24 protein-coding genes and 1 tRNA gene are annotated in these 25,442 nt (G+C 73.5%); 11 read left to right on the top strand and 14 right to left on the bottom strand.

The window, feature by feature from the left end:
* Positions 1-6: 6 nt before the first annotated feature.
* Together CP967_RS27985 and CP967_RS27980 are read right to left on the bottom strand one after the other, a co-directional pair.
* Positions 7-795 carry a ferritin-like domain-containing protein gene (locus tag CP967_RS27985; RefSeq protein WP_150490630.1) on the bottom strand — a complete coding sequence of 263 codons (789 nt, stop codon included), beginning with the start codon at positions 793-795 and terminating at the stop codon, positions 7-9.
* 173 nt (positions 796-968) lie between these two features.
* A complete protein-coding gene (locus tag CP967_RS27980; protein ID WP_150490629.1) occupies positions 969-2,021 on the bottom strand; it encodes an LLM class F420-dependent oxidoreductase in 1,053 nt (350 codons plus the stop codon).
* Positions 2,022-2,166: 145 nt separating this feature from the next.
* Here CP967_RS27980 and CP967_RS27975 point away from each other — a divergent pair, with 145 nt between their 5' ends.
* Positions 2,167-3,150: an aldo/keto reductase gene (locus tag CP967_RS27975; protein WP_150490628.1), complete on the top strand. Its 984-nt coding sequence runs from the start codon at positions 2,167-2,169 to the stop codon at positions 3,148-3,150.
* A complete protein-coding gene (locus tag CP967_RS27970; RefSeq protein WP_150490627.1) occupies positions 3,147-5,504 on the top strand; it encodes an ATP-dependent DNA helicase in 2,358 nt (785 codons plus the stop codon). Before CP967_RS27975 ends, CP967_RS27970 begins: the two co-directional genes overlap by 4 nt.
* A gap of 185 nt (positions 5,505-5,689) precedes the next feature.
* On the opposite strand, the gene CP967_RS27965 is transcribed toward CP967_RS27970, so the two are convergent.
* Positions 5,690-6,349 (bottom strand): hypothetical protein, encoded by a 660-nt coding sequence (locus CP967_RS27965; protein WP_150490626.1) that lies wholly within the window; start codon positions 6,347-6,349, stop codon positions 5,690-5,692.
* 47 nt (positions 6,350-6,396) lie between these two features.
* Between CP967_RS27965 and CP967_RS27960 the strand changes: the two genes are divergently transcribed.
* Positions 6,397-6,585 (top strand): DUF5703 family protein, encoded by a 189-nt coding sequence (locus CP967_RS27960; RefSeq protein ID WP_150490625.1) that lies wholly within the window; start codon positions 6,397-6,399, stop codon positions 6,583-6,585.
* Between the two features lie 145 nt (positions 6,586-6,730).
* On the opposite strand, the gene CP967_RS27955 is transcribed toward CP967_RS27960, so the two are convergent.
* The 3 genes from CP967_RS27955 to CP967_RS27945 all read right to left on the bottom strand — a co-directional run bounded on the left by CP967_RS27955 (position 6,731) and on the right by CP967_RS27945 (position 9,467).
* Positions 6,731-7,558, bottom strand: coding sequence for a chaplin (locus CP967_RS27955; protein WP_150490624.1), 828 nt, complete (start codon positions 7,556-7,558; stop codon positions 6,731-6,733).
* A gap of 141 nt (positions 7,559-7,699) precedes the next feature.
* Positions 7,700-7,933 (bottom strand): chaplin ChpH, encoded by a 234-nt coding sequence (chpH, locus tag CP967_RS27950; protein WP_150490623.1) that lies wholly within the window; start codon positions 7,931-7,933, stop codon positions 7,700-7,702.
* A 199-nt stretch (positions 7,934-8,132) separates the two neighbouring features.
* Positions 8,133-9,467: a M20/M25/M40 family metallo-hydrolase gene (locus CP967_RS27945; protein WP_150490622.1), complete on the bottom strand. Its 1,335-nt coding sequence runs from the start codon at positions 9,465-9,467 to the stop codon at positions 8,133-8,135.
* 201 nt (positions 9,468-9,668) lie between these two features.
* Here CP967_RS27945 and CP967_RS27940 point away from each other — a divergent pair.
* Both CP967_RS27940 and CP967_RS27935 read left to right on the top strand, forming a co-directional pair.
* Positions 9,669-9,756 (top strand) — tRNA-Leu (locus tag CP967_RS27940).
* 140 nt (positions 9,757-9,896) lie between these two features.
* Positions 9,897-10,841 (top strand): pseudouridine synthase, encoded by a 945-nt coding sequence (locus tag CP967_RS27935; protein ID WP_150490621.1) that lies wholly within the window; start codon positions 9,897-9,899, stop codon positions 10,839-10,841.
* Between the two features lie 57 nt (positions 10,842-10,898).
* Here the strand turns inward: CP967_RS27935 and CP967_RS27930 are convergent, their stop codons facing one another.
* From CP967_RS27930 to CP967_RS27920, 3 genes are all read right to left on the bottom strand, one after another.
* Complete coding sequence (locus tag CP967_RS27930) at positions 10,899-11,528, bottom strand: MBL fold metallo-hydrolase (protein ID WP_150490620.1); 630 nt, start codon at positions 11,526-11,528, stop codon at positions 10,899-10,901.
* A complete protein-coding gene (locus CP967_RS27925; protein WP_150490619.1) occupies positions 11,528-12,613 on the bottom strand; it encodes an S-(hydroxymethyl)mycothiol dehydrogenase in 1,086 nt (361 codons plus the stop codon). The genes CP967_RS27930 and CP967_RS27925 overlap by 1 nt, the downstream gene beginning before the upstream one ends.
* Before the next feature lie 206 nt (positions 12,614-12,819).
* Entirely contained in the window at positions 12,820-13,521 is a 702-nt protein-coding gene (locus CP967_RS27920; protein WP_150490618.1) for a FadR/GntR family transcriptional regulator, read from the bottom strand.
* A 130-nt stretch (positions 13,522-13,651) separates the two neighbouring features.
* Between CP967_RS27920 and CP967_RS27915 the strand changes: the two genes are divergently transcribed.
* Both CP967_RS27915 and CP967_RS27910 read left to right on the top strand, forming a co-directional pair.
* Positions 13,652-14,161, top strand: coding sequence for a gluconokinase (locus tag CP967_RS27915; RefSeq protein WP_150490617.1), 510 nt, complete (start codon positions 13,652-13,654; stop codon positions 14,159-14,161).
* Positions 14,162-14,172: 11 nt separating this feature from the next.
* Positions 14,173-15,570: a GntP family permease gene (locus CP967_RS27910; RefSeq protein ID WP_150490616.1), complete on the top strand. Its 1,398-nt coding sequence runs from the start codon at positions 14,173-14,175 to the stop codon at positions 15,568-15,570.
* Between the two features lie 85 nt (positions 15,571-15,655).
* Here CP967_RS27910 and CP967_RS27905 read toward each other — a convergent pair whose 3' ends face one another.
* The 3 genes from CP967_RS27905 to CP967_RS27895 all read right to left on the bottom strand — a co-directional run bounded on the left by CP967_RS27905 (position 15,656) and on the right by CP967_RS27895 (position 20,541).
* Complete coding sequence (locus tag CP967_RS27905) at positions 15,656-17,233, bottom strand: APC family permease (protein WP_150490615.1); 1,578 nt, start codon at positions 17,231-17,233, stop codon at positions 15,656-15,658.
* Between the two features lie 79 nt (positions 17,234-17,312).
* Positions 17,313-18,275, bottom strand: coding sequence for a hypothetical protein (locus tag CP967_RS27900; RefSeq protein WP_150490614.1), 963 nt, complete (start codon positions 18,273-18,275; stop codon positions 17,313-17,315).
* Positions 18,276-18,885: 610 nt separating this feature from the next.
* Positions 18,886-20,541, bottom strand: a complete 1,656-nt coding sequence (locus CP967_RS27895) for an FAD-binding dehydrogenase (protein ID WP_150490613.1) — start codon at positions 20,539-20,541, stop codon at positions 18,886-18,888.
* Between the two features lie 232 nt (positions 20,542-20,773).
* On the opposite strand from CP967_RS27895, the gene CP967_RS27890 reads away from it, so the two are divergent.
* The 4 genes from CP967_RS27890 to CP967_RS27875 all read left to right on the top strand — a co-directional run bounded on the left by CP967_RS27890 (position 20,774) and on the right by CP967_RS27875 (position 22,992).
* Positions 20,774-21,697, top strand: coding sequence for a DMT family transporter (locus CP967_RS27890; protein ID WP_150490612.1), 924 nt, complete (start codon positions 20,774-20,776; stop codon positions 21,695-21,697).
* Positions 21,684-22,223: an NUDIX hydrolase gene (locus tag CP967_RS27885; protein WP_150490611.1), complete on the top strand. Its 540-nt coding sequence runs from the start codon at positions 21,684-21,686 to the stop codon at positions 22,221-22,223. The genes CP967_RS27890 and CP967_RS27885 overlap by 14 nt, the downstream gene beginning before the upstream one ends.
* Before the next feature lie 86 nt (positions 22,224-22,309).
* Positions 22,310-22,684, top strand: coding sequence for a YidH family protein (locus CP967_RS27880; RefSeq protein WP_150492088.1), 375 nt, complete (start codon positions 22,310-22,312; stop codon positions 22,682-22,684).
* Positions 22,681-22,992, top strand: coding sequence for a DUF202 domain-containing protein (locus CP967_RS27875; protein WP_150490610.1), 312 nt, complete (start codon positions 22,681-22,683; stop codon positions 22,990-22,992). Before CP967_RS27880 ends, CP967_RS27875 begins: the two co-directional genes overlap by 4 nt.
* Positions 22,993-23,076: 84 nt before the next feature.
* Here CP967_RS27875 and CP967_RS27870 read toward each other — a convergent pair whose 3' ends face one another.
* Together CP967_RS27870 and CP967_RS27865 are read right to left on the bottom strand one after the other, a co-directional pair.
* On the bottom strand, positions 23,077-24,012 hold the full coding sequence (locus tag CP967_RS27870; RefSeq protein WP_150490609.1) for an NADP-dependent oxidoreductase: 936 nt from the start codon (positions 24,010-24,012) through the stop codon (positions 23,077-23,079).
* A gap of 46 nt (positions 24,013-24,058) precedes the next feature.
* Positions 24,059-25,351: an enolase C-terminal domain-like protein gene (locus tag CP967_RS27865; RefSeq protein ID WP_150490608.1), complete on the bottom strand. Its 1,293-nt coding sequence runs from the start codon at positions 25,349-25,351 to the stop codon at positions 24,059-24,061.
* Positions 25,352-25,442 lie beyond the last annotated feature (91 nt).

Raw genomic sequence — 25,442 nt, 5'->3', positions numbered from 1 at the left:
CCGGGTTCAGGCGTACTCCGCCTCGGGGGCCGTGCCGGTGCCCAGCGCGTCGGTGCGGGCCGGCTGCCGCAGGCTCACCATCCGGCGCCAGCCGCCCAGCCTCTCGTAGGCGTACGTCGCGTGGATCCCGGCGGCCAGGACGGCGTTCCTGGCGCGGGTCCAGCCCAGCAGGGCGCCCATGTGGTCCATCACGGCGAGGCTGACGTCCCGGTAGACCCTGATCTCCGCGAGCGCGCAGTCACGCAGCACGGCCCGGACGGTGCGGCCGTGCCCGGCGGCGGCGAGGCGGAGCAGTTCCTCGTGGCAGTAGGCGAGGTGGTTGTCCTCGTCGCGGGAGATCATCCGGACGGCGCGTCCGACGGCGGGGTGGTCCGCGAACAGCCGGAGCAGCAGCCGCATCTGTTCGGAGGCCCGTTGTTCGGTCACCCGGCTGTGGCACAGGTAGACGATGATGTCCCGCTCGGTGAGGGGGGTGTCGCGGCTGAGCCGCTCGTGGGCGAGCCCGATGCCCCGGCGTTCCAGGAGGAGGGTGTAGTCCGTCTCGTGGGGCACCTCGGCCGGTGTCAGACCGCGCTGCCTGAGCAGGGCGTTGAAGATGCGTCCGTGCTTGTCCTCGTCGGCGCCGTGCCGGGCGATCTTGGGGCCGAGACCGCGGAGCGACGCGGGGACGAGGGCGGCGATCCGGCCGTTCTCCCAGCCGCCCTGGGCCTCCCCGCCCGCCGCGATCGAGCAGAACAGGCGGTACGAGTCGTCGTTGTCGAGGATCTCCTGGAACAGACTCTTCGCCGAGAGCATCACTGCCGCCTTTCGCACCGGTGTCCGCGGAGCGACAGTCAATTTCCGTACCCGCCGGTAGGCAACACGAGGTGGTCCGCCGGGGGGGTCCGCCGCCGGGCGGCACCGCTTCCCGGCACCGGCCCCCCGGCCCGCCACCGGCGTGGGGCGGCGGGCCGGTCGGCCCCGCGGGGTCAGGAGGCGAGGCCCGACCGCTCCAGTGCCTCGGTGCCGGCGCGCAGGGCGGCGAGACGCTCGTCGAGGGTGAAACCGGCGGGGGCGAGCGTCAGGGTGGTGACGCCCGCCGCGGCGTAGGCCTGCATCCGGTCGGCGATCCGCTCGACGGGCCCCAGCAGGGTGGTGCGGTCGATGAGCTCGTGCGGGACGGCGGCCGCGGCGCCGTTCTTGTCACCGGACAGGTACTTGTCCTGGATCTCGGCGGCTTCCTTCTCGTAGCCCATGCGCCGGGCGAGGTTGTTGTAGAAGTTCTGCTTGCGGCTGCCCATGCCGCCGACGTACAGGGCGGTGTAGGGGCGGAACATGTCGGCGAGGCCGTTGACGTCCTCGCCGACGGCGAGGGGCAGCGTGGGGCAGACGTCGAAGCCGTCCATGGTTTTGCCGGCCTTCTCGCGTCCGGCCCGCAGGTGGCTGACCGCCGTCTCCTCCAGGTGCTCGGCGGACGGGAAGATGAGCAGGGCGCCGTCGGCGATCTCGCCGGTCTGCTCCAGGTTCTTCGGGCCGATGGCGGCGATGTAGAGCGGGATGTGCTCGCGCTGCGGGTGGACGGTCAGCTTGATGGGCTTGCCGGGGCCGTCGGGCAGCGGCAGCGTCCAGTGCTCGCCCTCGTAGGACAGCCGTTCCCGGGACATCGCCTTGCGCACGATCTCGACGTACTCGCGGGTGCGGGCCAGCGGCTTGTCGAACTTGACGCCGTACCACCCCTCGGAGACCTGGGGGCCGGAGACGCCGAGGCCGAGCCGGAAGCGGCCCTTGGAGAGCGAGTCGAGGGTGGCCGCGGTCATCGCCGTCATGGCGGGCTGGCGGGCGGGGATCTGCATGATGGCGGAGCCGACGTCGATGGACTCGGTCTGCGAGGCCACCCAGGCCAGCACCGTCGGTACGTCGGAGCCGTAGGCCTCGGCCGCCCAGCAGACGTCGTAACCGAGGCGGTCCGCCTCCTGGGCGACGGCGAGGTTGTCGCCGTCCATACCGGCTCCCCAGTAACCGAGATTGATGCCGAGCCGCATGGGCCACACTCCCTCTACCGATCAGTAACGTACGTGTGTCCGGACTCTAGCGCGGGCCGCGGGAATCCGGCAGGCCCCGGCTCAGGGGGCCGGGTTGTCCACAGGCTTCCCGCGGGCGGGGCCCCGGCCAGTAATCTCAGCGCCCATGGAGCAGAGGCATCTCGGCCGCACCGGCCTTCGTGTGTCCCGGATCGGGCTCGGCACCCTGACCTGGGGCCGGGACACCGACGAGCACGACGCCGCCGAACAGCTCAGGGCCTTCTGGGAGGCGGGCGGGACCCTGGTCGACACCGCCGATGTGTACGGGAGCGGGGAGGCGGAGTACCTGCTGGGGCGGCTCGTCGGGAACATCGTGCCCCGGCAGGATCTGGTCGTCGCGACGAAGGCCGGGAGCGTCCCGGACCCCTGCCGCCGCTTCGACGGGTCGCGCGGGCACCTGCTCGCCTCCCTGGACGCGTCCCTGGAGCGGCTGGGGACGGATTACGTGGACCTGTGGCAGGTCCACGCCTTCGACCCCCGGACCCCGCTGGAGGAGACCCTGCAGGCGGTGGACCTGGCGGTGTCGTCGGGGCGGGCCAGATACGCCGGGGTGTCGAACTTCAGCGGCTGGCAGCTGGCCAAGGCCGCGACCTGGCAGCTGGCCGCACCGGGGGTCCGCACCCGGCTGGCGAGTACCCAGATGGAGTATTCGCTGCTCCAGCGGGGCGTGGAGCGGGAGGTACTGCCGGCCGCGCGGGACCTGGGGGTGGGGCTGCTGCCGTCGTCCCCGCTCGGGCGGGGGGTGCTGACGGGGAAGTACCGGACGGGGACGCCGTCCGGCTCGCGGGGCGCCTCGGAACTGCTGGCCCCGTTCGTCGAACCGTATCTGGACGAGGCGGCGGGCCGGATCGTGGACGCGGTGGTGACGGCCGCGGACGGGCTGGCGGCCACGCCGTTGCAGGTGGCGCTGGCCTGGGTCCGTGACCGCCCCGGGGTGGCGGCCCCGGTCGTCGGCGCACGCAACGCGCGTCAGCTGTCGGAGGCGCTGTCGGTGGAGGCGCTTACGCTTCCTGACGAGATCTGCCAGGCGCTCGACGATGTGTCGGCGCCCGTGCACCGCTATCCCGACCAGGACTGGAGCACGCTGTGACTGCGCTTCCCCGGGGCGAATCCCCGGACCCCGCGGCCGAGAACGACGAGGCGCGCGCGGAGGCCGCCGACGACGCCGGCGCACCCGCCGGGGACGGCGCGGAGGCCGGCCCCGACGGGGAGGACGACGGTCCCGGTACCCCGGAAGGCAGCCCCGGCATCCCGGACAGCGGCTCCGACGGGGAGGACGGCGTCCATGGCGCCCCGGACGGCGGCCCCGACGGGGAGGACGACGGTCCCGGTACCCCGGGCGGCAGCCCTGGTGGGGAGGGCGGGGAGGCCGACGGGGCGGGGAAGGCCGCGGAGCTGTCGGAGGCCGAGGCCGAGCTGGCCGCCCAGCGGGAGCTGCGGGAGCGGATCGAGAAGCGCAAGGCGGCCCGGGGCGGCCCCGTCTCCGCGGGCGCGAAGCTGAGCGGCCCCGCGGCCGATCTGCTGGCGGCCGTGCGGGCCGTGGAGAGCGGCGAGAAGGCCGGGACGGCCTTCTTCGACTCCCCCGCGCCCGCGCCGCGCCGGGCCGAGCCTGCTCCCGCGCCCGCGGAGCGGCCCGCCCACCGGCCCGCGCCCGCCGCCGTGCGCCCGGTCCCGCCCGAGGCGGTGTCCTCGGTGGCGGCGGTACTCGCCCGCGGCGGGGCCCCCGGGTCGCTGGCCCCGCCGACGGCTGCCACGCTCGGTGAGCAGGCCGCGGCACTGCTCGGCGAGGATCCGTGGCAGCTGCTGGCGGTGCCCGGCGTACGCCCGGAGCAGGCGGACGGTTTCGCCCGTGCCCTGCTCGGCCCCGGCTGCTCCCCGGACGACGAACGGCGTACGGCGGCCCTGGTGGGCTGGCTGCTGGAGCGGGCCGCGCTGCAGGGGCACACCGCGCTGGACGCCTCCGAGGTCCGGGCGGCGCTGGCCGGGCGCGGTGTCACCGATGCCGGGGAGGCCGTGGCCCGTGCGGTGGCCGAGGGCGTCGTACTCGCCTTCCACGAGGGGCCGGATCCCGCGGAGGACGGCGCCGGGCGGGCCGAACCCGTGGACGACGGTCCCGGAGCCCCGGCGGAGGGCTCCGGGCCGGGCGGGGACGAGGGGCCTCCGGCCCGGGTCCTGCTGGGTCTCGACCGGTACGCGCTCGCCGAGGAGGCGCTCGCCGACGGCCTGGCCAGGCTCGCCAACTCCTGCGAGAGGGGCGCCGACTGGTCCGGGGCCGTCGCGGCCGCGCCGTCCCCTTCGGCGGGTGAGCTGATCCGGGCGGCCGCGACGGCGGGTCTGCTCGCGCACAGCGGCGGCGAGGCCGCCCGTGCCGAGCCCGCGGCCCTGATCACCGCCGCCGCAGGCCTCGGGCTGCGCGCCCTGGGGACGGCCCACAGCCCGGACGGGGCGCGCAGGCTGGCCGCCGCGACCGGGGACCCGCGCTCCGCCGTGGTCCTGGCCGATCTGCTCTCGGGGGCGTCGGGTCCCGGGCGGGACGCGGACGGGGCGCTCGCCGTCGATCTGCTGGTGGTGCTGGACGCCCCGCAGCTCGATGTGGAGACGGCCGCGATGCTGGTGGAGTCGCTCGCGGACGGCACCCGCCTGGTGCTGAGCGGCGACCCGGGGGTCCTCGGATCGGCCGGTGCGGGGCGGGTGTTCGCGGATGTGCTCGCGTCCGGGGCGTGCCCCGTGGTGGTCTCCCGCACACCGGACCCCGGGCCCATCGGCGAGCTGGTGTCCGGCATCGGTATCGGGGAGCTCGGCCAGGTCGACGCCCCCGGCAAGGAGGTCGTGATCGTTCCCGTCCGGGACGCGGGTGAGGCGGTGCACCGCACGGTGCAGCTGGTCGCCGACTCGGTGCCGCGCGCCATCGGCGTCCCGCCGGCCGGCACCCAGGTGGTCACCGTGGGGCACCGCGGCCCGGCCGGCACCACGGCGCTGAACGCGGCGCTGAAGCAGCGTCTGAACCCCGGGCCCGGCCGGTTCGGCGGCTTCGACCCCGGGGACCGGGTGATCCACGTACCGGCTCCGGGGCGGGCCGTCCCCGGGACGGTCGTCTCGGCGGACGCCGAGGGGCTGCGCCTGGACTGCGCGGGGACGCCGGTCGTCGTGCCCCCGGACCGGGTCGAGTCCTCGGTACGGCACGGCTGGGCGGTCAGCGCCCACCAGGCCGCCGGGACGCGCTGGCCCGCCGTGGTCGTGGTCCTGCCGGGCGACGTGGCACGCGGTCTGAGCCGGCCCTGGGTGTACACCGCCTTCAGCCGGGGCGAGCGGCACCTGTCCGTGGTGCACGGTGCGGACCAGGCGCTCCCCCACGCGGTGGCCGCGGTCCCGGTGCAGGAGCGGACGACCCGTCTCCGCCCGCTGCTGGAGGCACTGCCCGCCCCGGACGGCCGGGCGCCGTAGCCACCGGCACGGCCCGGACGGCGGGGGACGCCGGGCGGTGCGGCGCCGGCGTGGTCCGGGGCCGGGACGCCGGCCGCCGTGTCCCCGGGCCGGGGCGGCGGTGCCGCGTGCTCCGGGGACGTCCCGGCCCTCCCGGGGCACGGCGGGAAGACCCCGCCCCGGCGTCCCGGACCACACGGCGGACCTCAGATCCGGCGTACTCCCCCGGCGCCCGGGTCCGTACCGTCCTCGTCGTCCTCGTCGAAGACCGAGCTGACGTCGAAGCGGCACACGACCGTGGCGGGATCGGTGTCGTCGAAGGGCGCGCCCAGCCATTCCCCCGGTTCGGGAAGGTCGTCGGCCGCCGCGACCCAGAGGGTGGAGTCCCCTTCCTCCAGGCCGAACTCCAGGTGCCTGGTGGCGATCTCGTCCGGCTCGTACTCACCGAAGAGCACCCCGAGTGCCGCGTGCACACTGCCGCCGGCCGGTGCCGCGGTGTCGTCGGGCCGGTCCGGATCCAGGTCCGCGAGCCGCTGCGCCTGGGCCATCAGCCGCTGGGGTTCCGCCACCGCGTAGTCGCGCCGGATCAGCACGCTCAGGGCGTGCGGTTCGGCGGGACCCGCGTACGGCGGCAGGGACTCGTCCACGCCCGGGATCTCGAAGGGCGTGACCTCGTCGTGGCGGTCGTAGAGGAGTTCGTCGTAGACCTCGGCCGCGGCGGCCAGCGCGTTGAACGCGTCGTAGACGGCGGGGTCGTCGTCCCCGGTGCGGCGTTCGACGGCCTCGAGGTGGCGGTCGATCGCGGCTTTGACTGCATCGGCGGCGGAGCGTACCTCGGCAGCGGTGGGCTGCGCAGCATCAGACATGGTGCAGACGCTATCCGTACCGGACCTCTGCCCGCACAATAGATGCGATGCCGGAATACGAATTCATCGATGTGTACGTCCCACGCGGGGTGTCCCGCAAGGACGCGACCCGCCTGCTGACCGATCACGCCGAGTACGGACACTGGGAGTTGGACCGCCTGACGCTGCGCCTCGACGGCAGCCGGAGAGTGCGGCTACGGCGCCGCATCATCCGCCAGATACGGGCGACCTGGTAACCGGGGGCCGCCCCGGGGTCCGGCCCCGTGGTTCCTCGCCCGGAGACTTCGCTCACACCCCGGGCCGCCTCCCGGAACCACGGAGCGGGCCCCGCGTCCCGCGGAACCCGCTCCTTCTTCCGGCGTACGGCCGGGCGTACCGGTGTTACGCGGCCGCGCGCGACCGGCGGTAGAGAACCGCGCCCGCACCCGCGAGCAGCGCCCCGGCGCCGGCCGGGATCAGCAGTCCGGCGCCGCCCGCACCGGTCTGGGCGAGCTGTTCGTCGGACAGGAACTGGGTCTCGGGGGCCCTGGGCTCAGAGGGCTCCGACGGCTTCACCGGCTCGTGCGGGGTCCCGGGCGTCTGCGGCACCTCGGGGGTGGCCGGGCCGGTCCCGTTCTCGCAGTCGTTGCCGAAGACCGGGTTGAGCAGACCGCCGATGGTGATGCTGTTGCCGCAGAGGTTGACGGGCACCTCGATCGGGACCTGTACCTGGTTGCCGGAGAGGATGCCGGGCGAACCCGTCGCCTCACCCTCCGCCGAGGCGCCGGACGCCCGGTGCCTGCCGGTGCCCGCCCCGCTGCCGCGGGTCTCGTCGTACGCGGACGCCTGGCCGCCGGAGCCGTAGGCGTCCGGGCCGTGTCCTTCGGACGTGTGGCTCCCGGTCCCCCGGTCGCCGGCTTCCCGGCCGCCGGCCCCGTGCCCGCCGGCCGGGGCGCTGTCCGGGGACTGTGCGTGAGCGGCGTACGCCGGCCCGTTGCCGCAGCCGTTCCCGCTCGCCGGGTTGAGCGCGCCCACGACGTCCACGGAGTTTCCGCAGACGTTCACGGGAACGTGGACGGGAACCTGGATGGAATTGCCCGACAGTACGCCCGGTGAGTTCGACGCACCGCCTGCCGCACCCGCGTCCGCGTGTGCGTACCCCCCGCCGAGCGCGAGAACGCCGCCCGCCGCTGCCATGGTGATCAGGCCTTTACGTGTGACCTGTCGCATAGGTTGCTTTCCTGCCTTCTGGCTTCTGGAACACCCCCCGGCACAACCGTGCGGGGACAAATGGCCGACGGCCCCGGAGTGCATGGCGCGCACTCCGAGGCCGGCCGGACTCACACCCTTACGGGTTGACGTACGACGACGTCAGTCGTTGATGCAGACGTTGCCGAAGGCGGGGTTCAGCAGACCGATGACGTTGATGGTGTTGCCGCAGACGTTCACCGGGACGTGGACCGGAACCTGGACGACGTTGCCGGAGAGCACGCCGGGGCTGCCGATGGCGGCACCCTGGGCACCCGCGTCGGCGGCGGCCATGCCCGCACCCGCGAGCACGAGACCACCGGTGGCAGCCGCGATGGCGACGACCTTCTTGATCATTATTCCTCCTGTGTCGGTATGTGCGATCCCAGCCGCGGACCGCATCATGTGCAACGAGGAGAGGGTGAAGGAGCTACGAGCGCGTCACGTGTTTCACTCTTTCCGGCTATGTACGTACACGCTGGCGAATTCAGGTGCCCCAGGAACCCCTGATTTCCCTGGCGTCCCTGGCTTCCCTGCCATTCTTGGCATCCCCGGTTCAGGCGTGGTCGAGGAACCGGTCGAGCACCCGTACCCCGAACGTCAAGCCGTCCACCGGGACCCGCTCGTCCACGCCGTGGAACATCCCGGCGAAGTCCAGCTCCGGCGGCAGCTTCAGCGGGGCGAAGCCGAAGCAGCGGATGCCGAGGTCGTCGAAGGACTTCGCGTCCGTGCCGCCGGAGAGCATGTAGGGCACGGCACGGGCGATGGGGTCCTCGGCCTTCAGCGCGATCTGCATGGCGTCCACGAGGGAGCCGTCGAAGCTGGTCTCCAGCGCCTTGTCCCCGTGCACGTCCTCACGCCGGACGCGGGGGCCGAGGACGCGGTCGAGGTCGGCGAGGAACTCGTCCTCGTAACCGGGCAGGAAGCGCCCGTCGACGTGCGCGGTGGCCTGCCCGGGGATCACGTTGACCTTGTAACCGGCACCGAGCATGGTGGGCGCGGCGGAGTTGCGCAGGGTCGCGCCGATCATCTTGGCGATCCCGCCCAGCTTGGCGAGCGTGGCCTCCATGTCCTCGGGGTCGAGCGGGGTGCCCAGCGCGTCGGACAGCTCGTCGAGGAAGGACCGGACGGTCTTGGTGACCCTGACCGGCCAGGTGTGCCGCCCCAGCCGCCCGACGGCCTCGCAGAGCTCGGTGATGGCGTTGTCGCTGTTGGTCATCGAACCGTGCCCGGCGGTGCCGTCCACGGTGAGCCGCATCCAGTGCATGCCCTTCTGCGCGGTCTCCACCAGGTAGAGGCGCAGTTTCTCGTTGACGGTGAAGGAGAAGCCGCCGACCTCGCCGATCGCCTCGGTGACGCCGTCGAAGAGGTCGCGGTGGTGGTCGACGAGGTGGCGCGCGCCGTACGTGCCGCCCGCCTCCTCGTCGGCGAGGAACGCGAGCACGATGTCGCGCGGGGGCTTGCGGCCGCTGCGCATGCGTTCGCGTACGACCGCGAGGGTCATGGCGTCCATGTCCTTCATGTCGACCGCGCCGCGTCCCCACACGCACCCGTCCGCGATCTCCCCCGAGAACGGGTCGTGCGTCCAGTCCGCCGCGTCGGCCGGCACCACGTCGGTGTGGCCGTGGATCAGCAGAGCGGGCCTGGAGGGGTCCTCGCCCTCGATACGGGCCACGGTGGAGGCGCGGCCCTTGTGGGACTCGATGATCCGCGGCTCCAGCCCGACCTCGGCGAGCTTCTCGGCGACGTACTCGGCCGCCTTCCTCTCACCGGGCCCGGAGTGGTCGCCGTAGTTGCTGGTGTCGATCCTGATCAGGTCACGGCAGAGGTCCACGACCTCGCTCTCGGCGGACCCGCCGGACACGGTTTCGGCCGTGCTGCTCTCGCTCACGCTGCTTCCTTCCACTGGCGCGGTGGTGCGTGCCCCCCATCCTCCCGCGCCCGCCCCGCACACCCAAGGCCGCCCGCCCGGCGTCACGCGCCTGTCACACGCGCTCCCGGGCCGGCGGCCCCGGGGGTGTGATCGAGCACCCCCGAATGTTTGCTATGGTTTTCCACGTCGGAACGGGCGAGGCCCGGGAAGACGCACCCGGTCCGGGTGGCGGAATGGCAGACGCGCTAGCTTGAGGTGCTAGTGCCCTTTATCGGGCGTGGGGGTTCAAGTCCCCCCTCGGACACCAGCAGGAACCCCACTTCGTGTGGGGTTTTCCTGTTTCCGGAGCCGTGAGGGCGGGGCCATGGCCCCGGTCCCGCGTCGCACGGGCCCGCCGGGCGCCTTCGAGGGCGGCCCGCGCCCCGTCGCCTGAGAGGAACTCCCTGGATGAGAGGCCGGGCCAGGCCCCCCGCCGCCCCGTTGCCGCAGCGTGCCGGGGTCGATCCGGTGCGGGTGCGGCTGCCGGAGGACGCCGCCGGGGCGTGGCCGACCGTGCGGGACCACCTGCTGGACCGGTTCGCGGGGGCGGTCGGGGCCGGGCGGGTGGAGGAGATGCTGGCCGGGGGGCGGTTCGTCGGGGCGGACGGCCGTGCGGTGGGCGGCGGCGAGCCGTACACCGCCGGGCGCCTCCTCTGGTTCCACCGGGACTTCGCGCCCGAGGTACCGGTGCCGTTCCCGGTGGGGGTGGTGTACCAAGACGAGCACGTCGTCGTCGCGGACAAGCCGCACTTCCTGGCCACGACCCCGCGCGGCCGGCACATCACCGAGACCGCGGTGGCCCGGCTGCGGGACGGACTGGGGATTCCCGCGCTCCAGCCCGCCCACCGGCTGGACCGGCTGACGGCGGGCCTGGTGCTGTTCGTCGTGCGGCCCGGGGAGCGGGGCGCCTACCAGACGCTGTTCCGGGACCGGCTGGTGCGCAAGGAGTACGAGGCGGTGGCGCCGTACGGCCCGGAGGTGGCGCTCCCCCGCACCGTGCGGAACCGGATCGTGAAGGAGCGCGGGGTGATCGCGGCCCGGGTGGAGCCGGGTGAGCCGAACAGCGAGAGCCGTATCGAGCTGCTGGAGCACCGGGAGGGGCTGGGCCGTTACCGGCTGCTGCCCGCCACCGGGCGTACGCATCAGCTGCGGGTGCACATGAGCGGGCTGGGGCTGCCGCTCGTCCACGACCCGGTCTATCCGGTGGTGCTCCCCGAACCGGAGGACGGCCGGGAGGACTTCGCGCGGCCGTTGCAACTGCTGGCGCGGGTACTGGAGTTCACCGACCCGGTCACGGGTGCGCCGCGCCGCTTCGAGAGCGGGCTGCGGCTCGCCGCGTGGCCGGACCGGTGAACGGCCGGGCGGCGGCGGGACGGACGGACCGTCCCGCCGCCGGCGGGCGCCGGGCCGTCAGTGGCCGCGGGCGATCCACTCGTCCAGGTGCGGGGCCTCCGCGCCGATGGTGGTGGAGTCCCCGTGGCCGGTACGGACGACGGTGTCCGCCGGGAGGGTGAGCAGCTTCTCCCGGATGGAGCCGACGATGGTCGGGAAGTGCGAGAAGGACCGTCCGGTGGCTCCGGGCCCGCCCTGGAAGAGGGTGTCCCCGGTGAAGACGGTGTTCAGCTGCGGCGCGTACAGGCAGACGGCCCCGGGGGCGTGTCCGGGGGTGTGCAGGACCGTCAGGCGGACGCCCGCGACCTCGATCTCCTGACCGTCGGCCAGTTCGGCGTCGGGGGCCCGGTCCGGGTGGGTCTGCCGCCAGAGCGGCAGGTCGTCCGGGTGCAGCAGGACCGGCGCGCCGGTGGCGTCGGCGAGGGCGGGGGCCGCGTCGACGTGGTCGTTGTGCGCGTGGGTGCAGATGACGGCGCGCAGTGCGCGTCCGCCGAGCGCGGCCCGGATCGCGGCGGCGTCGTGGGCGGCGTCGATGACGACGGCCTCGGTGTCGTCGCCGACGATCCAGACGTTGTTGTCGACGTCCCACTCGCCGCCGTCGAGGGCGAAGGTCCCGGAGGTGACCAGGTGGTCGATGCGGGCGGCCATCAGAGGACCACCACCGAGCGCAGTACGTCGCCCTCGTGCATGCGGGCGAACGCCTGCTCGACGTCGCCGAGTCCGATGGTCTCGGTGACGAACGCGCCGAGGTCGAGGCGGCCCTGCTGGTGCAGGTCGATCAGCATCGGGAAGTCCCGGGAGGGCAGGCAGTCGCCGTACCAGGAGGACTTGAGGGAGCCGCCGCGGCCGAACACGTCGAGGAGCGGGAGTTCGATGCTCATCTCGGGGGTGGGGACGCCGACGAGGACGACGGTGCCGGCCAGGTCGCGGGCGTAGAAGGCCTGCCGGTAGGTCTCGGGGCGGCCGACGGCCTCGATGACGACGTCGGCGCCGTTGCCGCCGGTGAGGGCGCGGATGGCCTCGACGGGGTCCTCGGTGCGGGAGTTGACGGTGTGGGTGGCCCCCATCTTCTTCGCCGTCTCCAGCTTGCGGTCGTCGATGTCCACCGCGATGATCTTCGCCGCGCCGGCGAGGCGGGCGCCAGCGATCGCCGCGTCGCCGACGCCGCCGCAGCCGATGACGGCGACGGAGTCGCCCCTGCCGACCTGGCCGGTGTTGATGGCGGCGCCGATGCCCGCCATGACGCCGCAGCCGAGCAGCCCGGCGACGGCCGGGGAGACCCCGGGGTCGACCTTGGTGCACTGTCCGGCGGCGACGAGGGTCTTCTCGGCGAAGGCGCCGATGCCGAGGGCCGGGCTCAGCTCCGTGCCGTCCAGGAGGGTCATCTTCTGCTTCGCGTTGTGGGTGTCGAAGCAGTACCAGGGGCGGCCGCGCAGACAGGCGCGGCACTGGCCGCACACCGCGCGCCAGTTGAGGACGACGAAGTCGCCGGGGGCGACGTCGGTGACGCCGTCGCCGACCGACTCCACGACACCGGCCGCCTCGTGGCCGAGGAGGAAGGGGAAGTCGTCGTTGATGCCGCCCTGCTTGTAGTGCAGGTCGGTGTGGCAGACACCGCACGCCTGGATCTTCACGACGGCCTCACCGGGGCCGGGGTCCGGCACCAGGATCGTCTCGACGCGCACCGGCTCGTCCTTACCCGGTGCGATGACCCCTTGTACCTGCTGCGCCATGGCGCGGCCTCCCATCCCGACTGATCCGGTATTTCCGAAGATCGAACAGCAACCACCGTACCGGGGCGCGCGCCCCTCCCGGAGGCGCCCGGCGGGCTCCCGGAGGTCCGGAAGGAAAGGAAGGGGCGTCCGGCTCACGGCGCCCCGCGCCCGCACGCACCGGCACACCGCGAGCCGGGGCCGGGCCCCTCTTCCGCCGGGCGCCCTCAGGGGGCCAGTACGTCGAGTTCGTGCAGCGCGCCGACGGCGATCTCCTTGGTGAGCCGCTCGGCCTCGTCCGCGGCGCCTTCGCGTACGGCCTCGGCGAGGCGGACGTGCAGGGTGACGGCGGCGGGGTCGGGGTCCTCGAACATGACCTGGTGGTGGGTGCGGCCCGCGAGGACCTCGGCGACGACGTCGCCGAGGCGGGCGAACATCTCGTTGCCGGAGGCGTTGAGCACGATCCGGTGGAAGGCGATGTCGTGCCGCAGGTAGCCCTCCAGCTGCCGGCCCCGCGAGGTGGCGACCATGCCGAGGGCGCACTCGGTGAGCGCGGCGCACTGCTCGGGGGTGGCGTTGCGGGCGGCGAGGGAGGCGGCGACGGGTTCGATCGCGGACCGCAGCACGGTGAGGGAGCGCAGCTGGCGGGGGCGGTCGGTGCCGGCCAGCCGCCAGCGGATGACCCGGGGGTCGTAGACGTTCCACTCCTCGGTGGGCCGTACGGTCACGCCGACCCGGCGGCGCGATTCGACCAGGTGCATCGATTCCAGGACGCGGATCACTTCGCGGACGACGGTGCGGGAGACGTCGAAGCGCCGGGCGAGTTCGTCGGTGCGTAGGACGTGTCCCGGGGGGCATGCGCCGGAGGAGATCTCCAGACCCAGGGTGTCCAGCACATGGGTATGCAGCCCCGGGCTCTGTGCGGTCATGCCCTTAGCCTACGGGGCGCCCTTCACGGCGAATAAGTACGACGTTTACGTCACACCCACTTGAATAAATCACATGTAATGAGTTTCAGTAGCGCGACGGACCGATGTCGAAGAAGACAGCGAGGCACCAATGAGCACCCCCCACGTCGTCGTGGTGATGGGCGTTGCAGGGACCGGCAAGACCACGATCGGCCCCCTGCTCGCCGCCGCACTCAGCGTTCCCTATGCCGAGGGCGACGACTTCCACCCGCCCGCCAACATCGCCAAGATGTCGGCCGGCACCCCGCTGGACGACTCGGACCGGTGGCCCTGGCTGGACGCGATCGGGCAGTGGGCGCACAGCCGGGCGGGGCTCGGCGGGGTGGTCAGCAGCTCCGCCCTGAAGCGGGTCTACCGCGACCGGCTGCGCACCGGGGCCCCTGACGCCGTCTTCCTGCATCTGACCGGCGACCGGGCCCTGATCGAACGCCGGATGGCGGACCGCAAGGGCCACTTCATGCCGACCGCGCTGCTCGACTCGCAGTTCGCCACCCTGCAGCCCCTGCAGGAGGACGAGGCGGGCGTGGCCGTGGACGTGTCCGGCACTCCCCAGGAAATCACCGACCGGGCCGTCGCCGCGCTGCGCCGGCTCGACAACTAAGGATCACCACCGTGACCGGTCTCAGCGTCGAGATGCTGGCAGCGGATGCCGTCGAACCCATCACTTCGGCGGGTAACGCACAGCTGGGCATCGCCGTACTGGCGGGCATCGCCGTCATCGTCCTGCTCATCACCAAGCTGAAGGTGCACGCGTTCCTCGCGCTGACCATCGGCTCGCTCGCCCTCGGCTCCTTCGCCGGGGCGGCCCCCGCGAAGACGATCGCCAGCTTCACCGCGGGGCTCGGCTCCACGGTGGCCGGTGTGGGCGTGCTCATCGCGCTGGGCGCGATCCTGGGCAAGCTGCTCGCCGACTCGGGCGGTGCCGACCAGATCGTCGACACGATCCTCGCGAAGGCGAGCGGGCGCGCGATGCCGTGGGCGATGGTGCTCATCGCGTCGGTGATCGGGCTGCCGCTCTTCTTCGAGGTCGGGATCGTGCTGCTGATCCCGGTGGTGCTGCTGGTCGCCAAGCGCGGCAACTACTCGCTGATGCGGATCGGCATCCCGGCGCTGGCCGGTCTCTCCGTGATGCACGGGCTGATCCCGCCGCACCCCGGCCCGCTGGTCGCGATCGACGCGCTCGGCGCCAACCTGGGCGTCACCCTGGCCCTCGGTGTCCTGGTGGCCGTCCCGACGGTGATCATCGCGGGTCCGGTCTTCTCCCGCTACGCCGCGCGCTGGGTGGACATCCCCGCGCCGGAGAAGATGATCCCGCAGCGCCCGTCCGAGGACCTGGACCGCCGTCCGGGCTTCGGCGCGACGCTGGCGACGATTCTGCTGCCGGTCGTGCTGATGCTGGTCAAGGCGCTGGTCGACATCGTGGTGGACGACCCCGGGAACGGCGTCCAGAAGGTCACCGATGTGATCGGCTCCCCGCTGATCGCGCTGCTCGCGGCCGTGATCGTGGGCATGTTCACCCTCGGCCGGGCGGCCGGGTTCACCAGGGGCCGCCTCTCCTCCACCGTGGAGAAGTCGCTCGCCCCGATCGCGGGTGTGCTGCTGATCGTGGGCGCGGGCGGCGGCTTCAAGCAGACGCTCATCGACGCCGGTGTCGGCCAGATGATCCTGGACTTCTCCGAGGACTGGTCGATCCCCGCCCTGCTGCTGGGCTGGCTGATCGCGGTCGCGATCCGGCTGGCGACCGGTTCGGCGACGGTGGCGACCATCTCGGCCGCCGGTCTGGTCGCCCCGCTGGCCGCGGACATGTCCACGCCCGAGGCGGCCCTGCTGGTCCTCGCCGTCGGCGCGGGTTCGCTCTTCTTCAGCCACGTCAACGACGCGGGTTTCTGGCTGGTGAAGGAGTACTTCGGCATGAACGTCGGCCAGACGGTCAAGACGTGGTCGCTGATGGAGACCATCATCTCCGTCGTCTCGCTGGTCTTCATCCTGCTGCTGTCGCTGGTGCTGTAGGCGCCGCGCCCGTACGCGGACACCCGCGGCCCCTTCCCGGGGGCCGCGGGTTCCGTCGTGTCCAGGGGTGCCGTGTCCAGGGGGTTCAGCGCGGGGCGGGGGTGTCCCCGGCCGCCTTCTCCAGCTGGAACGCCTCGTTGCCGAGTCCGATGCGCGCGTGCACGTCCGGCTTGACGGAACGCAGCACCGCGCCGTACACCAGCCCGCCGGCGAGGGCGAGGACGATGACACCGGGCAGCAGCCAGTTGAGTACGGACCCGGGGCCCGAGCCGACGAGTACGCCGAAGTCCCGGACGGTGAACACGGCGATGGTCAGCAGGGCGGTCCCCGCGAGGCCGGAGGCGACGAGCCGGGGGGCCTGGGCGCGGCCGGCGCCCCGGCGCACGAAGAACGCGATGACGGCGAAGGACGCCGCGGCCATCAGGACGATCACGCCGAGCGCCCCCACGTTGCCCATCCAGGTGAACAAATGGAGGACGGGCGCGGTGGGGTCACCGGCCGGCTTGTCGTCGGTGAGGGCGAAGGCCAGCACGATGACGGCGGACACCGCGGACTGGAGCACCGACCCGGTGGCGGGCGCGCCGCTGGTCCGGCTGGTCCGGCCGAAGGCCGCCGGCAGCAGCCCTTCGCGGCCCATGGCGAAGGCGTAGCGGGCGACCACGTTGTGGAAGCTGAGCAACGCGGCGAACATGCCGGTGACGAACAGGACGTGCAGCACGTCGGTGAAGGTGGAGCCGAGCCGGTCCTCGGTGAGCCCGAAGAGCATGCCCGGCCCTTCCTCCAGGGAGGTGCTGACCACGGAGCCGGGGCCGGCGGCGACGCTCAGGGCCCAGGAGCTGACGGCGAGGAAGAGCGCCGCGTAGCCGACGGCCAGGAACATCACCCGGGAGACGACGACCTGCGGGCGGCTGGTCTCCTCGGCGTAGACGGGGGCCTGTTCGAAGCCGACGAACGCGGCGATGCAGAAGCAGAGCGCGGTGCCCAGGCCCGCCCCGGTGAGAGTGCCGGGGTCGAATGCCTGCAGGGACAGGCCCTCGGGGCCGGGCTTCCCGACGGCGGCGATGTCGAAGACGACGACCAGGGCGCACTCGATGACGAGCAGCACGCCGAGCACCCTGGCGTTGAGGTCGATCTTCAGCCAGCCGAGCACACCGACGACGGCGACCGCCACCAGCGCGGGGATCCACCAGCTCAGCTCGGTGTCGAGGTAGGTGGCGAAGAGACCGGACACCTCGAAGCCGAGGATGCCGTAGATGCCGACCTGCATGGCGCTGTAGGCGACCAGGGCGACGAGCGAGGCCCCGGCGCCGGCTGTCGGGCCGAGGCCGCGGGCGATGTAGGCGTAGAAGGCGCCGGCGTTGTGGACGTGCCGGCTCATCTCGGCGTATCCGACGCCGAACAGCATCAGGACGATGCCGAGGATGACGTACAGCAGGGGCTGCCCCACGATGCCCATCACGCCGAAGACGGTGGGCATCACCCCGGCGACGACCATCAGGGGGGCGCTCGCGGCGAGGACGGAGAGCAGCAGCCCCGGGGTACCGAGCCGGTCCGCGCGCAGGGCGCGCTCCTCCCCCTTGTAGGTGCTGATGCCGCCGGTGCCGGCGTCGCGCGGTGTCTTCCCGGTACCGGGCGCGCCGGTCCGTGTGCTGCCTGTCGGCATGGCGGGGTGGTCCCTTCGTCGGGGGAACGGGCGGGTCGCGGTGTGTACGGGCGCCGGTCCCGGTCTGTCGCGTGCGGGGTCAGGGGGCGCCCAGGGCATGGGCGCGGGCGGCGACGAACGCGGGGTAGGGGTCGCGCCCCGCGTACGACCAGGGGGCCTCGGTGGCGTGCGGGCCGATGCGGTGGAAGAGGGCGGCGGCCTCGGCGGACCGGCCTTCGCAGACCTTGGCGTGGGCGAGGAAGTTGAGGTCGGTGTGGTGGCGGGGGTGGTCCTCGCGCTCCCACTCCAGCCACCAGTCGAAGGCCGCCTTCATGACCTGCCGGGCCCGGCGCCCGGTCCAGTGGCCGGAGGCCGCGGGGTCGCCGGGCGCGCTGCCCTCGGCGGCCATGACACGGTAGCGCTCGGCGTGCGCGACGACGGGGAGCACCGCGAGCGGGGAGTCCGCGGGGGCGTGTTCGGCGGCCCACGCGGCGAAGTCGTACACCTGGTGGAGCGGGTCGCTGCCGGAGCCCGCTTCGGCGAGCCGGGCCGTCATCAGGTGGTGCGCCTGGTGGTGCTCGGGGTGGCGGGAGCGGATCTGCTCGAAGTGCGCGCTGACGGTGTCCTGGGTGCCGTGGGTGCGGTCCAGGGTCATCAGGCCGAGCCAGGGGGTGGGGTCGGCGGGGGCGAGGGCCGCGGCGGCCAGGCATGCCTCGCGGGCTCTGTCCCGTTCGGCGGGCCGGGCCTTGGGCCGTAAGGAACGCAGGACGTCGGCGCAGGCCAGGAGCGTGGTGGCGTCCGGGCTGCCGGGTTCGGCGAGCAGCCAGTCACGGGCCCATCCGGCGGCGGACGGAACCCCGGCCAGGACCATCACGCGGTGGCCCCGGCGGTCCCAGTCGGTGCCGGTCGCGGCGAGCAGGGCGCGGGCCCCGGTCCATCTGCCCTGGGCGAACCGGTGCCGTACCTCGATGAGTTCGCCGTCGCCGAGCGCCGGGTCGAAGCTGTGGGCCGAGCGCCCCGCCTTGCGGCGGGCGCGGCCCAGGGGCGGCGGAGGCGGAGACATCCGCGGGTTCCTTTTCGGCTTCGGCGCGCTGTGCGGGCGGATCGGGGTGCGGGGTGGTTCGGTGGTCAGGAGTCCGGTGTTCGATGCTCTGTGCGAGCAGTTGATCGCGCACAGCAAAGCGGTAGGTGCCGTTCGGCGTCAAGGACGACTTTCACCCAACCGGCTCGCGGATGTGGCCGGTTGGCGGACCGAGGAGGGCGTCCGGGGGTATCGGCGCAGCTGACCGGGGCACGGGAGCCGTGGGGTGCCCGGGGCGGACGGGGCGGAAGTGACGCGCACCACACCCGGAGTCGGGCCCTTCGGGCACGGACAGGGGCCCGGAGGGCATGCGTACGGCCCGGGAGTGCACGGGCACGGCCCGGGAAGTGCGCCACGTACAGGCCCCGGGGAGCGCGCACGCGAGGCCCGGGAAGTGCGCACGTACGGGCCCGGACGGCGCACACGGATCCGGCGCGGGGCGCGGACGGCACCACGCGCGCCTGGCCCCGTGCGCAGGGGCGCGGGAGCCGGCCTGGGAAGAAGCCCTTTCCGCCCGGGGCCTCGGGCCGGGGTTTTTGGCCCGGGGTCCCCGGCCCAGGGTCCCCGGTCCGGAGTCCTCGGTCCGGAGCCCTCAGGCGGTGGCCGCGGCCGCCGCCCGCCCCGCCGCGCGGCCGGAGAAGACGCAGCCGCCCAGGAAGGTGCCCTCCAGGGAGCGGTAGCCGTGGACGCCCCCGCCGCCGAAGCCCGCCGCCTCGCCGGCCGCGTAGACGCCGGCCAGCGGGGTGCCGTCCTCGGTCAGGACCCGGGAGGACAGGTCCGTCTCCAGGCCGCCCAGCGATTTGCGGGTCAGGATGTTGAGCCGTACGGCGATGAGCGGGCCGGCCGCGGGGTCGAGGATGCGGTGGGGCCTGGCCGTACGGATCAGCTTGTCGCCCAGGTAGGTACGGGCGCCCCGGATCGCCGTGATCTGGAGGTCCTTGGTGAACGGGTTGGCGATCTCCCGGTCGCGTGCGGTGACCTCGCGGCGCAGCTCGTCCTCGTCGATCAGGCCGTCGCCGGTCAGCGCGTTCATGCCGCGGACCAGCGCGCCCAGGTCCTTCTCCACGACGAAGTCCGCGCCCCGGTCCATGAACGCCTTGACGGGCCCGGGGACGTCGGCGCGGGCCCGGCCGATCACGCCGCGGACGGACCTGCCGGTCAGGTCCGGGTTCTGCTCGGACCCCGAGAGGGCGAACTCCTTGCCGATGATCTTCTGGTCGAGCACGAACCAGGTGTACTCGTATCCGGACCGCATGATGTGTTCGAGCGTCCCCAGGGTATCGAAGCCCGGGAAGAGCGGCACGGGGAGCCGTTTGCCGCGCGCGTCCAGCCAGAGGGACGACGGGCCGGGCAGGATCCGGATGCCGTGCCGGGCCCAGATCGGGTTCCAGTTCTCGATGCCCTCGGTGTAGTGCCACATCCGGTCGCGGTTGATGTGGCGGGCGCCGGCCTTCTCCGCGACGCCCAGCATCAGGCCGTCCACATGGGCGGGGACGCCTGACAGCATCTTCTCCGGCGGGGTCCCCAGCCGGTCCGGCCACTGGGCGCGTACGAGGTCGTGGTTGCCGCCGATGCCGCCGGAGGTGACGATCACGGCCTGCGCCCGGAACTCGAAGGCGCCGGTGACCTCACGGCTGCTCGCGGTGCCCCGCTCGGCGCCGCTGGGCTCCAGCACCTCGCCGGAGACCGTGTCGGTCACCCCGGCGGTGCGGCCCAGCCGGGTCACCCGGTGGCGGAACTCCAGGCGGACGAGCCCCTTGGCCACACCCTCGCGCACCCGGCGCTCGAAGGGCGCGACGAGGCCGGGGCCGGTCCCCCAGGTGATGTGGAAGCGGGGGACGGAGTTCCCGTGGCCGCCCGCGTCGTAGCCGCCGCGCTCGGCCCAGCCGACGACCGGGAAGAACCGGACCCCCCGGGCGTGCAGCCAGGAGCGTTTCTCACCGGCCGCGAAGTCGACGTACGCCTCGGCCCACCGCCGGGGCCAGTGGTCCTCCTTGCGGTCGAAACCCGCGGTGCCGTACCAGTCCTGGAGGGCGAGTTCGCGGCTGTCCTTGATCCGCAGGCGCCGCTGCTCGGGTGAGTCGACGAGGAAGAGGCCGCCGAAGGACCAGTGGGCCTGCCCGCCGATGGACTGCTCGGGTTCCTGGTCCACCAGGATCACCGTCCGGCCCGCGTCGACGAGTTCGGCGGTGGCGACCAGCCCCGCAAGCCCTGCCCCGATCACGATCACGTCAGCGTCGTACGCCATGGGTGGTGTCCTCCGGGGGGCGATGCGGGAAGCGCGGGAGATACGGGACGTACGAGCGGTGCGGAACGTACGGGCGGTGCAGGACGTGCGGGACGTGCGGGACGTGCGGGCGGTGGGCGGGCCCGCAAGTTACCGGTGCGTCAGATCTTCGGTACCACCGGCCCCTCCCGTCAACCGTTCCGCCGGGAGCGGCTTCACGGATCCTGCGCGTTCCCGGGGCTATCGTCGGACCGTGTCCTTGCTGGTCGTCCTGCTCTCCCTCGGCGCCGCCTGCTGTCTGGGCCTCGGTTTTGTCCTGCAACAGGCCGCGGCCCGCACCGCGCCTCCCGGTGACTTCCTCTCCCCCCGGCTGCTGCTCGACCTCATGCGGGTCCCGAGCTGGCTCGCCGGAATCGGTCTGATGATCTGCGGAATGGTCCTCGGCGCATTCGCGCTGGGGCAGGGAGAGGTGTCGGTCGTCGAGCCTCTGATGGCCACCAACCTGCTGTTCGCGATGGGCCTCTCCCGGTGGCTCACCGGCCAGCGGCTCGGCCGGCAGGGCTGGGGCGGGCTGTGGCTGCTGGCGGGCGGGGTCGCCCTGTTCCTGCTGGCGGGCCGCCCGTCCGGCGGCGAGGCGGTGACGGAGCCCTTGCGGCGCTGGCTGGTGATCGGCCTGGTGGCCGGGCTCTCGTTGCTGCTGACGGCGTTCGCCCGCCACCCCCGGGCGCCCGCGACTCCCGCGCTGCTCGGTCTGGCGGGTGGTCTGCTGTACGGACTCCAGGACGCCCTGACCCGGGTCTGCACCCTGCGGCTGAGCGAGGGCGGGTGGGGGGCGCTGTTCACCAGCTGGGAGCCGTACGCCCTGGTCGTCATGGGCGTCACCAGCCTGATCATGGTCCAGAGCGCCTTCGAGGCGGGGCCGCTGCGGGTGTCCCTCCCTCCGCTCACCGCCGCCCAGCCGCTCGCCGGGATCGTGTGCGGCATCGGTTTCCTGGGCGACCAGGTGCGTACCGACGCCGCCGCCCTGGCCTGGCAGGCGGTGGGACTCGCCGCGATCGTGACGGGGATCGTGCTGCTCGGCCGGCACCCGGCGATGCCCGCCGGGAAGAACGGGACGGGACACGGTTCCACGGCCGCGGACGCGGTGAGGTTGGATGGAGGGCATGAATCCGGCTGACGAGATCCTGGACATCGTCGACGAGAACGACGAGGTCGTCGGGCAGGCGCCACGCGGTGAGGCGACCGCACGCGGCCTTCGCCACCGCTGCGTCTTCATCGAGGCCCGGGATCCGGAGGGCCGGATCTTCGTGCACCGCAGGACGTCCGCCAAGGCGGTCTTCCCCTCGTACTACGACATGTTCGTCGGCGGGGTCGTGGGTGCGGGCGAGACCTACGGCGACGCGGCCCTGCGCGAGGCCGGCGAGGAACTGGGCGTCCCGGGGCTCCCCCGGCCCGAACCGCTGTTCAAGTTCCTCTACGAGGACGGCGAGCACCGCTGGTGGTCGTACGTCCACCAGGTGCGGTGCGCGCTCCCGGTGCGCCCGCAGGTGGAGGAGGTCGCCTGGCACGCCTTCCTGAGCGACGGGGAACTGGAGCACCGGCTGGGCGACCGGCTGTGGGTGCCGGACGGGCTGGAGGCCTACCACCGGCTCCGCGCCTTCCGCGCCGGCCGGGCGGGACGGACGGCGGGACCGGCGGCGTGAGCGGCACGGACGGGGGCACGGACAGCACCGGCGGGACGGACGACGGGACCGGCGGCACGGGGGCGCGGGGCGGTTTCGCGCGGGGGCTGCGCCTGTGGTTCGCCCCCGAGGGGATCCGCGAGGAGGGCGACACCCCGGACTACCGTTTCTCGCTGGCCAACGAGCGCACGTTCCTGGCCTGGATCCGGACGGCGCTGGCGCTGATCGGCGGTGGTTTCGCAGTCGACCAGTTCCTGCCCCGTCTGACCTCGGCGGTGCGGTCCGGGCTCGCGCTCGCCCTGCTGGTGGCCGGGGTGCTGTGCGCGCTGCGGGCCGTGAACCACTGGGTACGGTGCGAACGCGCGATGCGGCGCGGCGAGGATCTGCCGGTGTCCCGGTTCCCGGTGCTGCTGAGCCTGGCCGTCGGTGTGGTGGCCCTGGCGATGGTGGTGGTGGTCCTGTTCGGCTGGGAGGGCCGGTGACCGGCGCGCCCCGGGATCCCGGGCTCCAGCCGGAGCGGACCCGGCTGGCGTGGCGGCGTACGACGCTGTCCTGCACGGTGGTGGCGCTGCTCGGGGTACGCCAGGCCCTTCAGGGCGGGGCGGGTGCGGCCGGGGCGGTCGCCGTGGCGCTGAGCCTGCTGGCATGGCTGGGGTTCCTGCGGACCGCGCACCGGCGGATGGCGTCGATGGAAGCCGCCGAGCCGGGCCCGCTGGGGCCGCGCCGGGCGCTGACGGTCGCGGTGTGCACGGTCGCGCTGGCGGTGTTCGCCGCCGCGATGCTGTACTGACGGCCGCGGCGGGGCCTGTGGCCGGGGGCGGGGCCTGTGGCCGGGGGCCGCGCCGCCCGGGAGGCGCCCCGGCGCCGGCCCGGTTCAGGCGTCCCAGTCCACCGTGACGACGACCTTGCCGCGGGCGCGGCCCTCCTCGTTGAGGCGGTATGCCTCGGCGGCCTGTTCCAGCGGGAAGGTCCGGGCCACGCGGACGGAGACGATGCCCTGCTCGGCGAGGCCCGCCAGGTGCGCGAGGTCGTCGGCGTCGGGCCGGACGTAGGCGTAGCGCCCGCCGTAGGAGAAGACCTCGGCGTCCGCGATCGAGGCGAGCCGGCCGCCCGGGGCGAGCGTGTCGGCGGAGACGCGGAGCGCCTCGCCGCCGACGGTGTCGAACGCGGCGTCGAAGCCGTCCGGGGCCAGGGCGCGCAGCCGTCCGGCCAGTCCGTCGCCGTACTCCACGGGTTCCCCGCCGAGCCCGGTCACGTAGTCGTGGTTGTGGGGGCTCGCGGTCCCGACGACCCGGCAGCCGGCGTGCCGGGCCAGCTGGACGGCGAGCGAGCCGACCCCGCCGGCCGCGGCGTGCACGAGGATCCTCTCGCCGGGCTGGATCCTCAGGACCTTGTGGAGCACCTGGTAGGCGGTCAGTCCGGCGAGCGGCAGACCGGCGGCCTCCTCGAAGCCGACGCTGAGCGGTTTGCGGGCGAGGGTGCGCACGGGGGCGGCGACGTACTCGGCGAAGGTGCCGCGGGAGAGGAAGTCCTCGCGTACGTAGCCGATGACCTCGTCCCCGACCTCGAACTCGTCGACGGCGGCGCCCGGCTGCACGACGACCCCGGAGACGTCCCAGCCGGGGACGACCGGGAAGACGGCCTCCAGTGTGCTGCGGAGGTAGCCTTCGCGGGCCTTCCAGTCGACCGGGTTCACGGCGGCGGCCCGTACCTTCACCAGGACCGTGTCGGGGCCGACCTTCGGGTCGGGCCGCTCACCGTACTCCAGGACGCCGGCCGAGCCGTACCTGCTGTAGCTGATCGCCTTCATGTTCCGACCATCCGCGCGGCCCGGGGCGCCCGCAACTCAGCCCCTCTCACCAGCGCGGGACGGCCGGGGCCACCCAGTCGGGGTCGGCCTTGCGCATGGCCGCGGCGTCGTCGCGGGCGCGCATCGTGCCGTCGTCGTCCAGCCAGCGGCGGTGCAGGTCCGCGAGCCGGTCGCGGTCGAGTTCCACCCCGAGTCCGGGGGCGTCGGACACGGTGAGGAAGCCGTCCTGGAAGGTGTGGCGGGTGGTGAGGACGTCCTCGCTCTGCCAGGGGTAGTGGGTGTCGCAGGCGTGGCCGAGGCCGGGCACGGTGGCGGCGACGTGGTTCATCGCCGCCAGGCTGATGCCGAGGTGGGTGTTGGAGTGCATGGAGAGCCCCACGCCGAAGGTCCGGCAGATCGCGGCCAGTTCGCGGGTGCGGTGCAGTCCGCCCCAGTAGTGGTGGTCGGACAGGACGACCTGGACGGCGTCCCGGGCGAGGGCCTCGGGCAGCTCGGCGAGGGTCGTGACGCACATGTTGGTGGCGAGCGGCAGGTCCGTGCCCGCCGAGACCTCCGCCATCGCCGGGATACCGCTCGCCGGGTCCTCCAGGTATTCGAGTACGTCCTTCAGCCGGCCGGCCACGTGGAGGGAGGTCGCGACCGACCAGGCTCCGTTGGGGTCCAGCCGCAGCGCCTGCCCGGGGAACGCTTCGGCGAGCGCGCAAACGGCGGCGATCTCCTCGTCGGGCGGGAAGACCCCGCCCTTCAGCTTGAAGGAGCCGAAGCCGTGCTCGCGGGCGAAGCGCCGGGCCTGGGCGACGATTCCGGCGGGGTCGAGCGCGGCGCCCCAGTCGTCCTTCTCGCCGCTGCCGCCGGGGTGGGCGGCCCAGCGGTAGAAGAGGTAGGCGCTGTACTCGACCCGGTCGCGGACCTTGCCGCCGAGCAGGGCGTGCACCGGGAGGCCGAGGGTCTTGCCGAGGGCGTCCAGACAGGCCACCTCGAACCCGGAGACGACCGAGAGCCGCAGCTTCCCGGCGTTCCGGACGCCGCGCAGTCCGCCGGCGTCCACCCCCTCGTCAGCCGTGCGTGAGTCACCGCACACCTGGTCGGCCAGGGTGAAGAGGCCGTTCACATCGCTGACCGGGCGGCCGACGAGCGCGCGGGCCAGCGACTCGGCGGGCTCCAGGTAGGCGCCGTCGCCGTAGGTCTCGCCGACTCCGGTCACCCCGCCCCGGGTGACCACCTCCACCACGAGCCGCGGGGTGTACGGCTGGTGGACGCCCTGGGTGTTCAGCAGGGGCGGGTCGGCGATGAGGATCGGGGTCAGCCGGACGTCGTCGATCAGCAAGGCGGTATCCATACATGAACCCTATTCAGCAGTGCGACCGTCCACCAGGGTGCGCGCACAGATCACGCATCGATTCCGGGCGGGCACTGGACGACATACCGAC

It is taken from the genome of Streptomyces nitrosporeus (assembly GCF_008704555.1).
Lineage (GTDB): Bacteria > Actinomycetota > Actinomycetes > Streptomycetales > Streptomycetaceae > Streptomyces > Streptomyces nitrosporeus.
The sequence above is the reverse complement of the archived record's forward strand: the minus strand, read 5'-3'. Positions and strand labels throughout refer to the sequence as shown.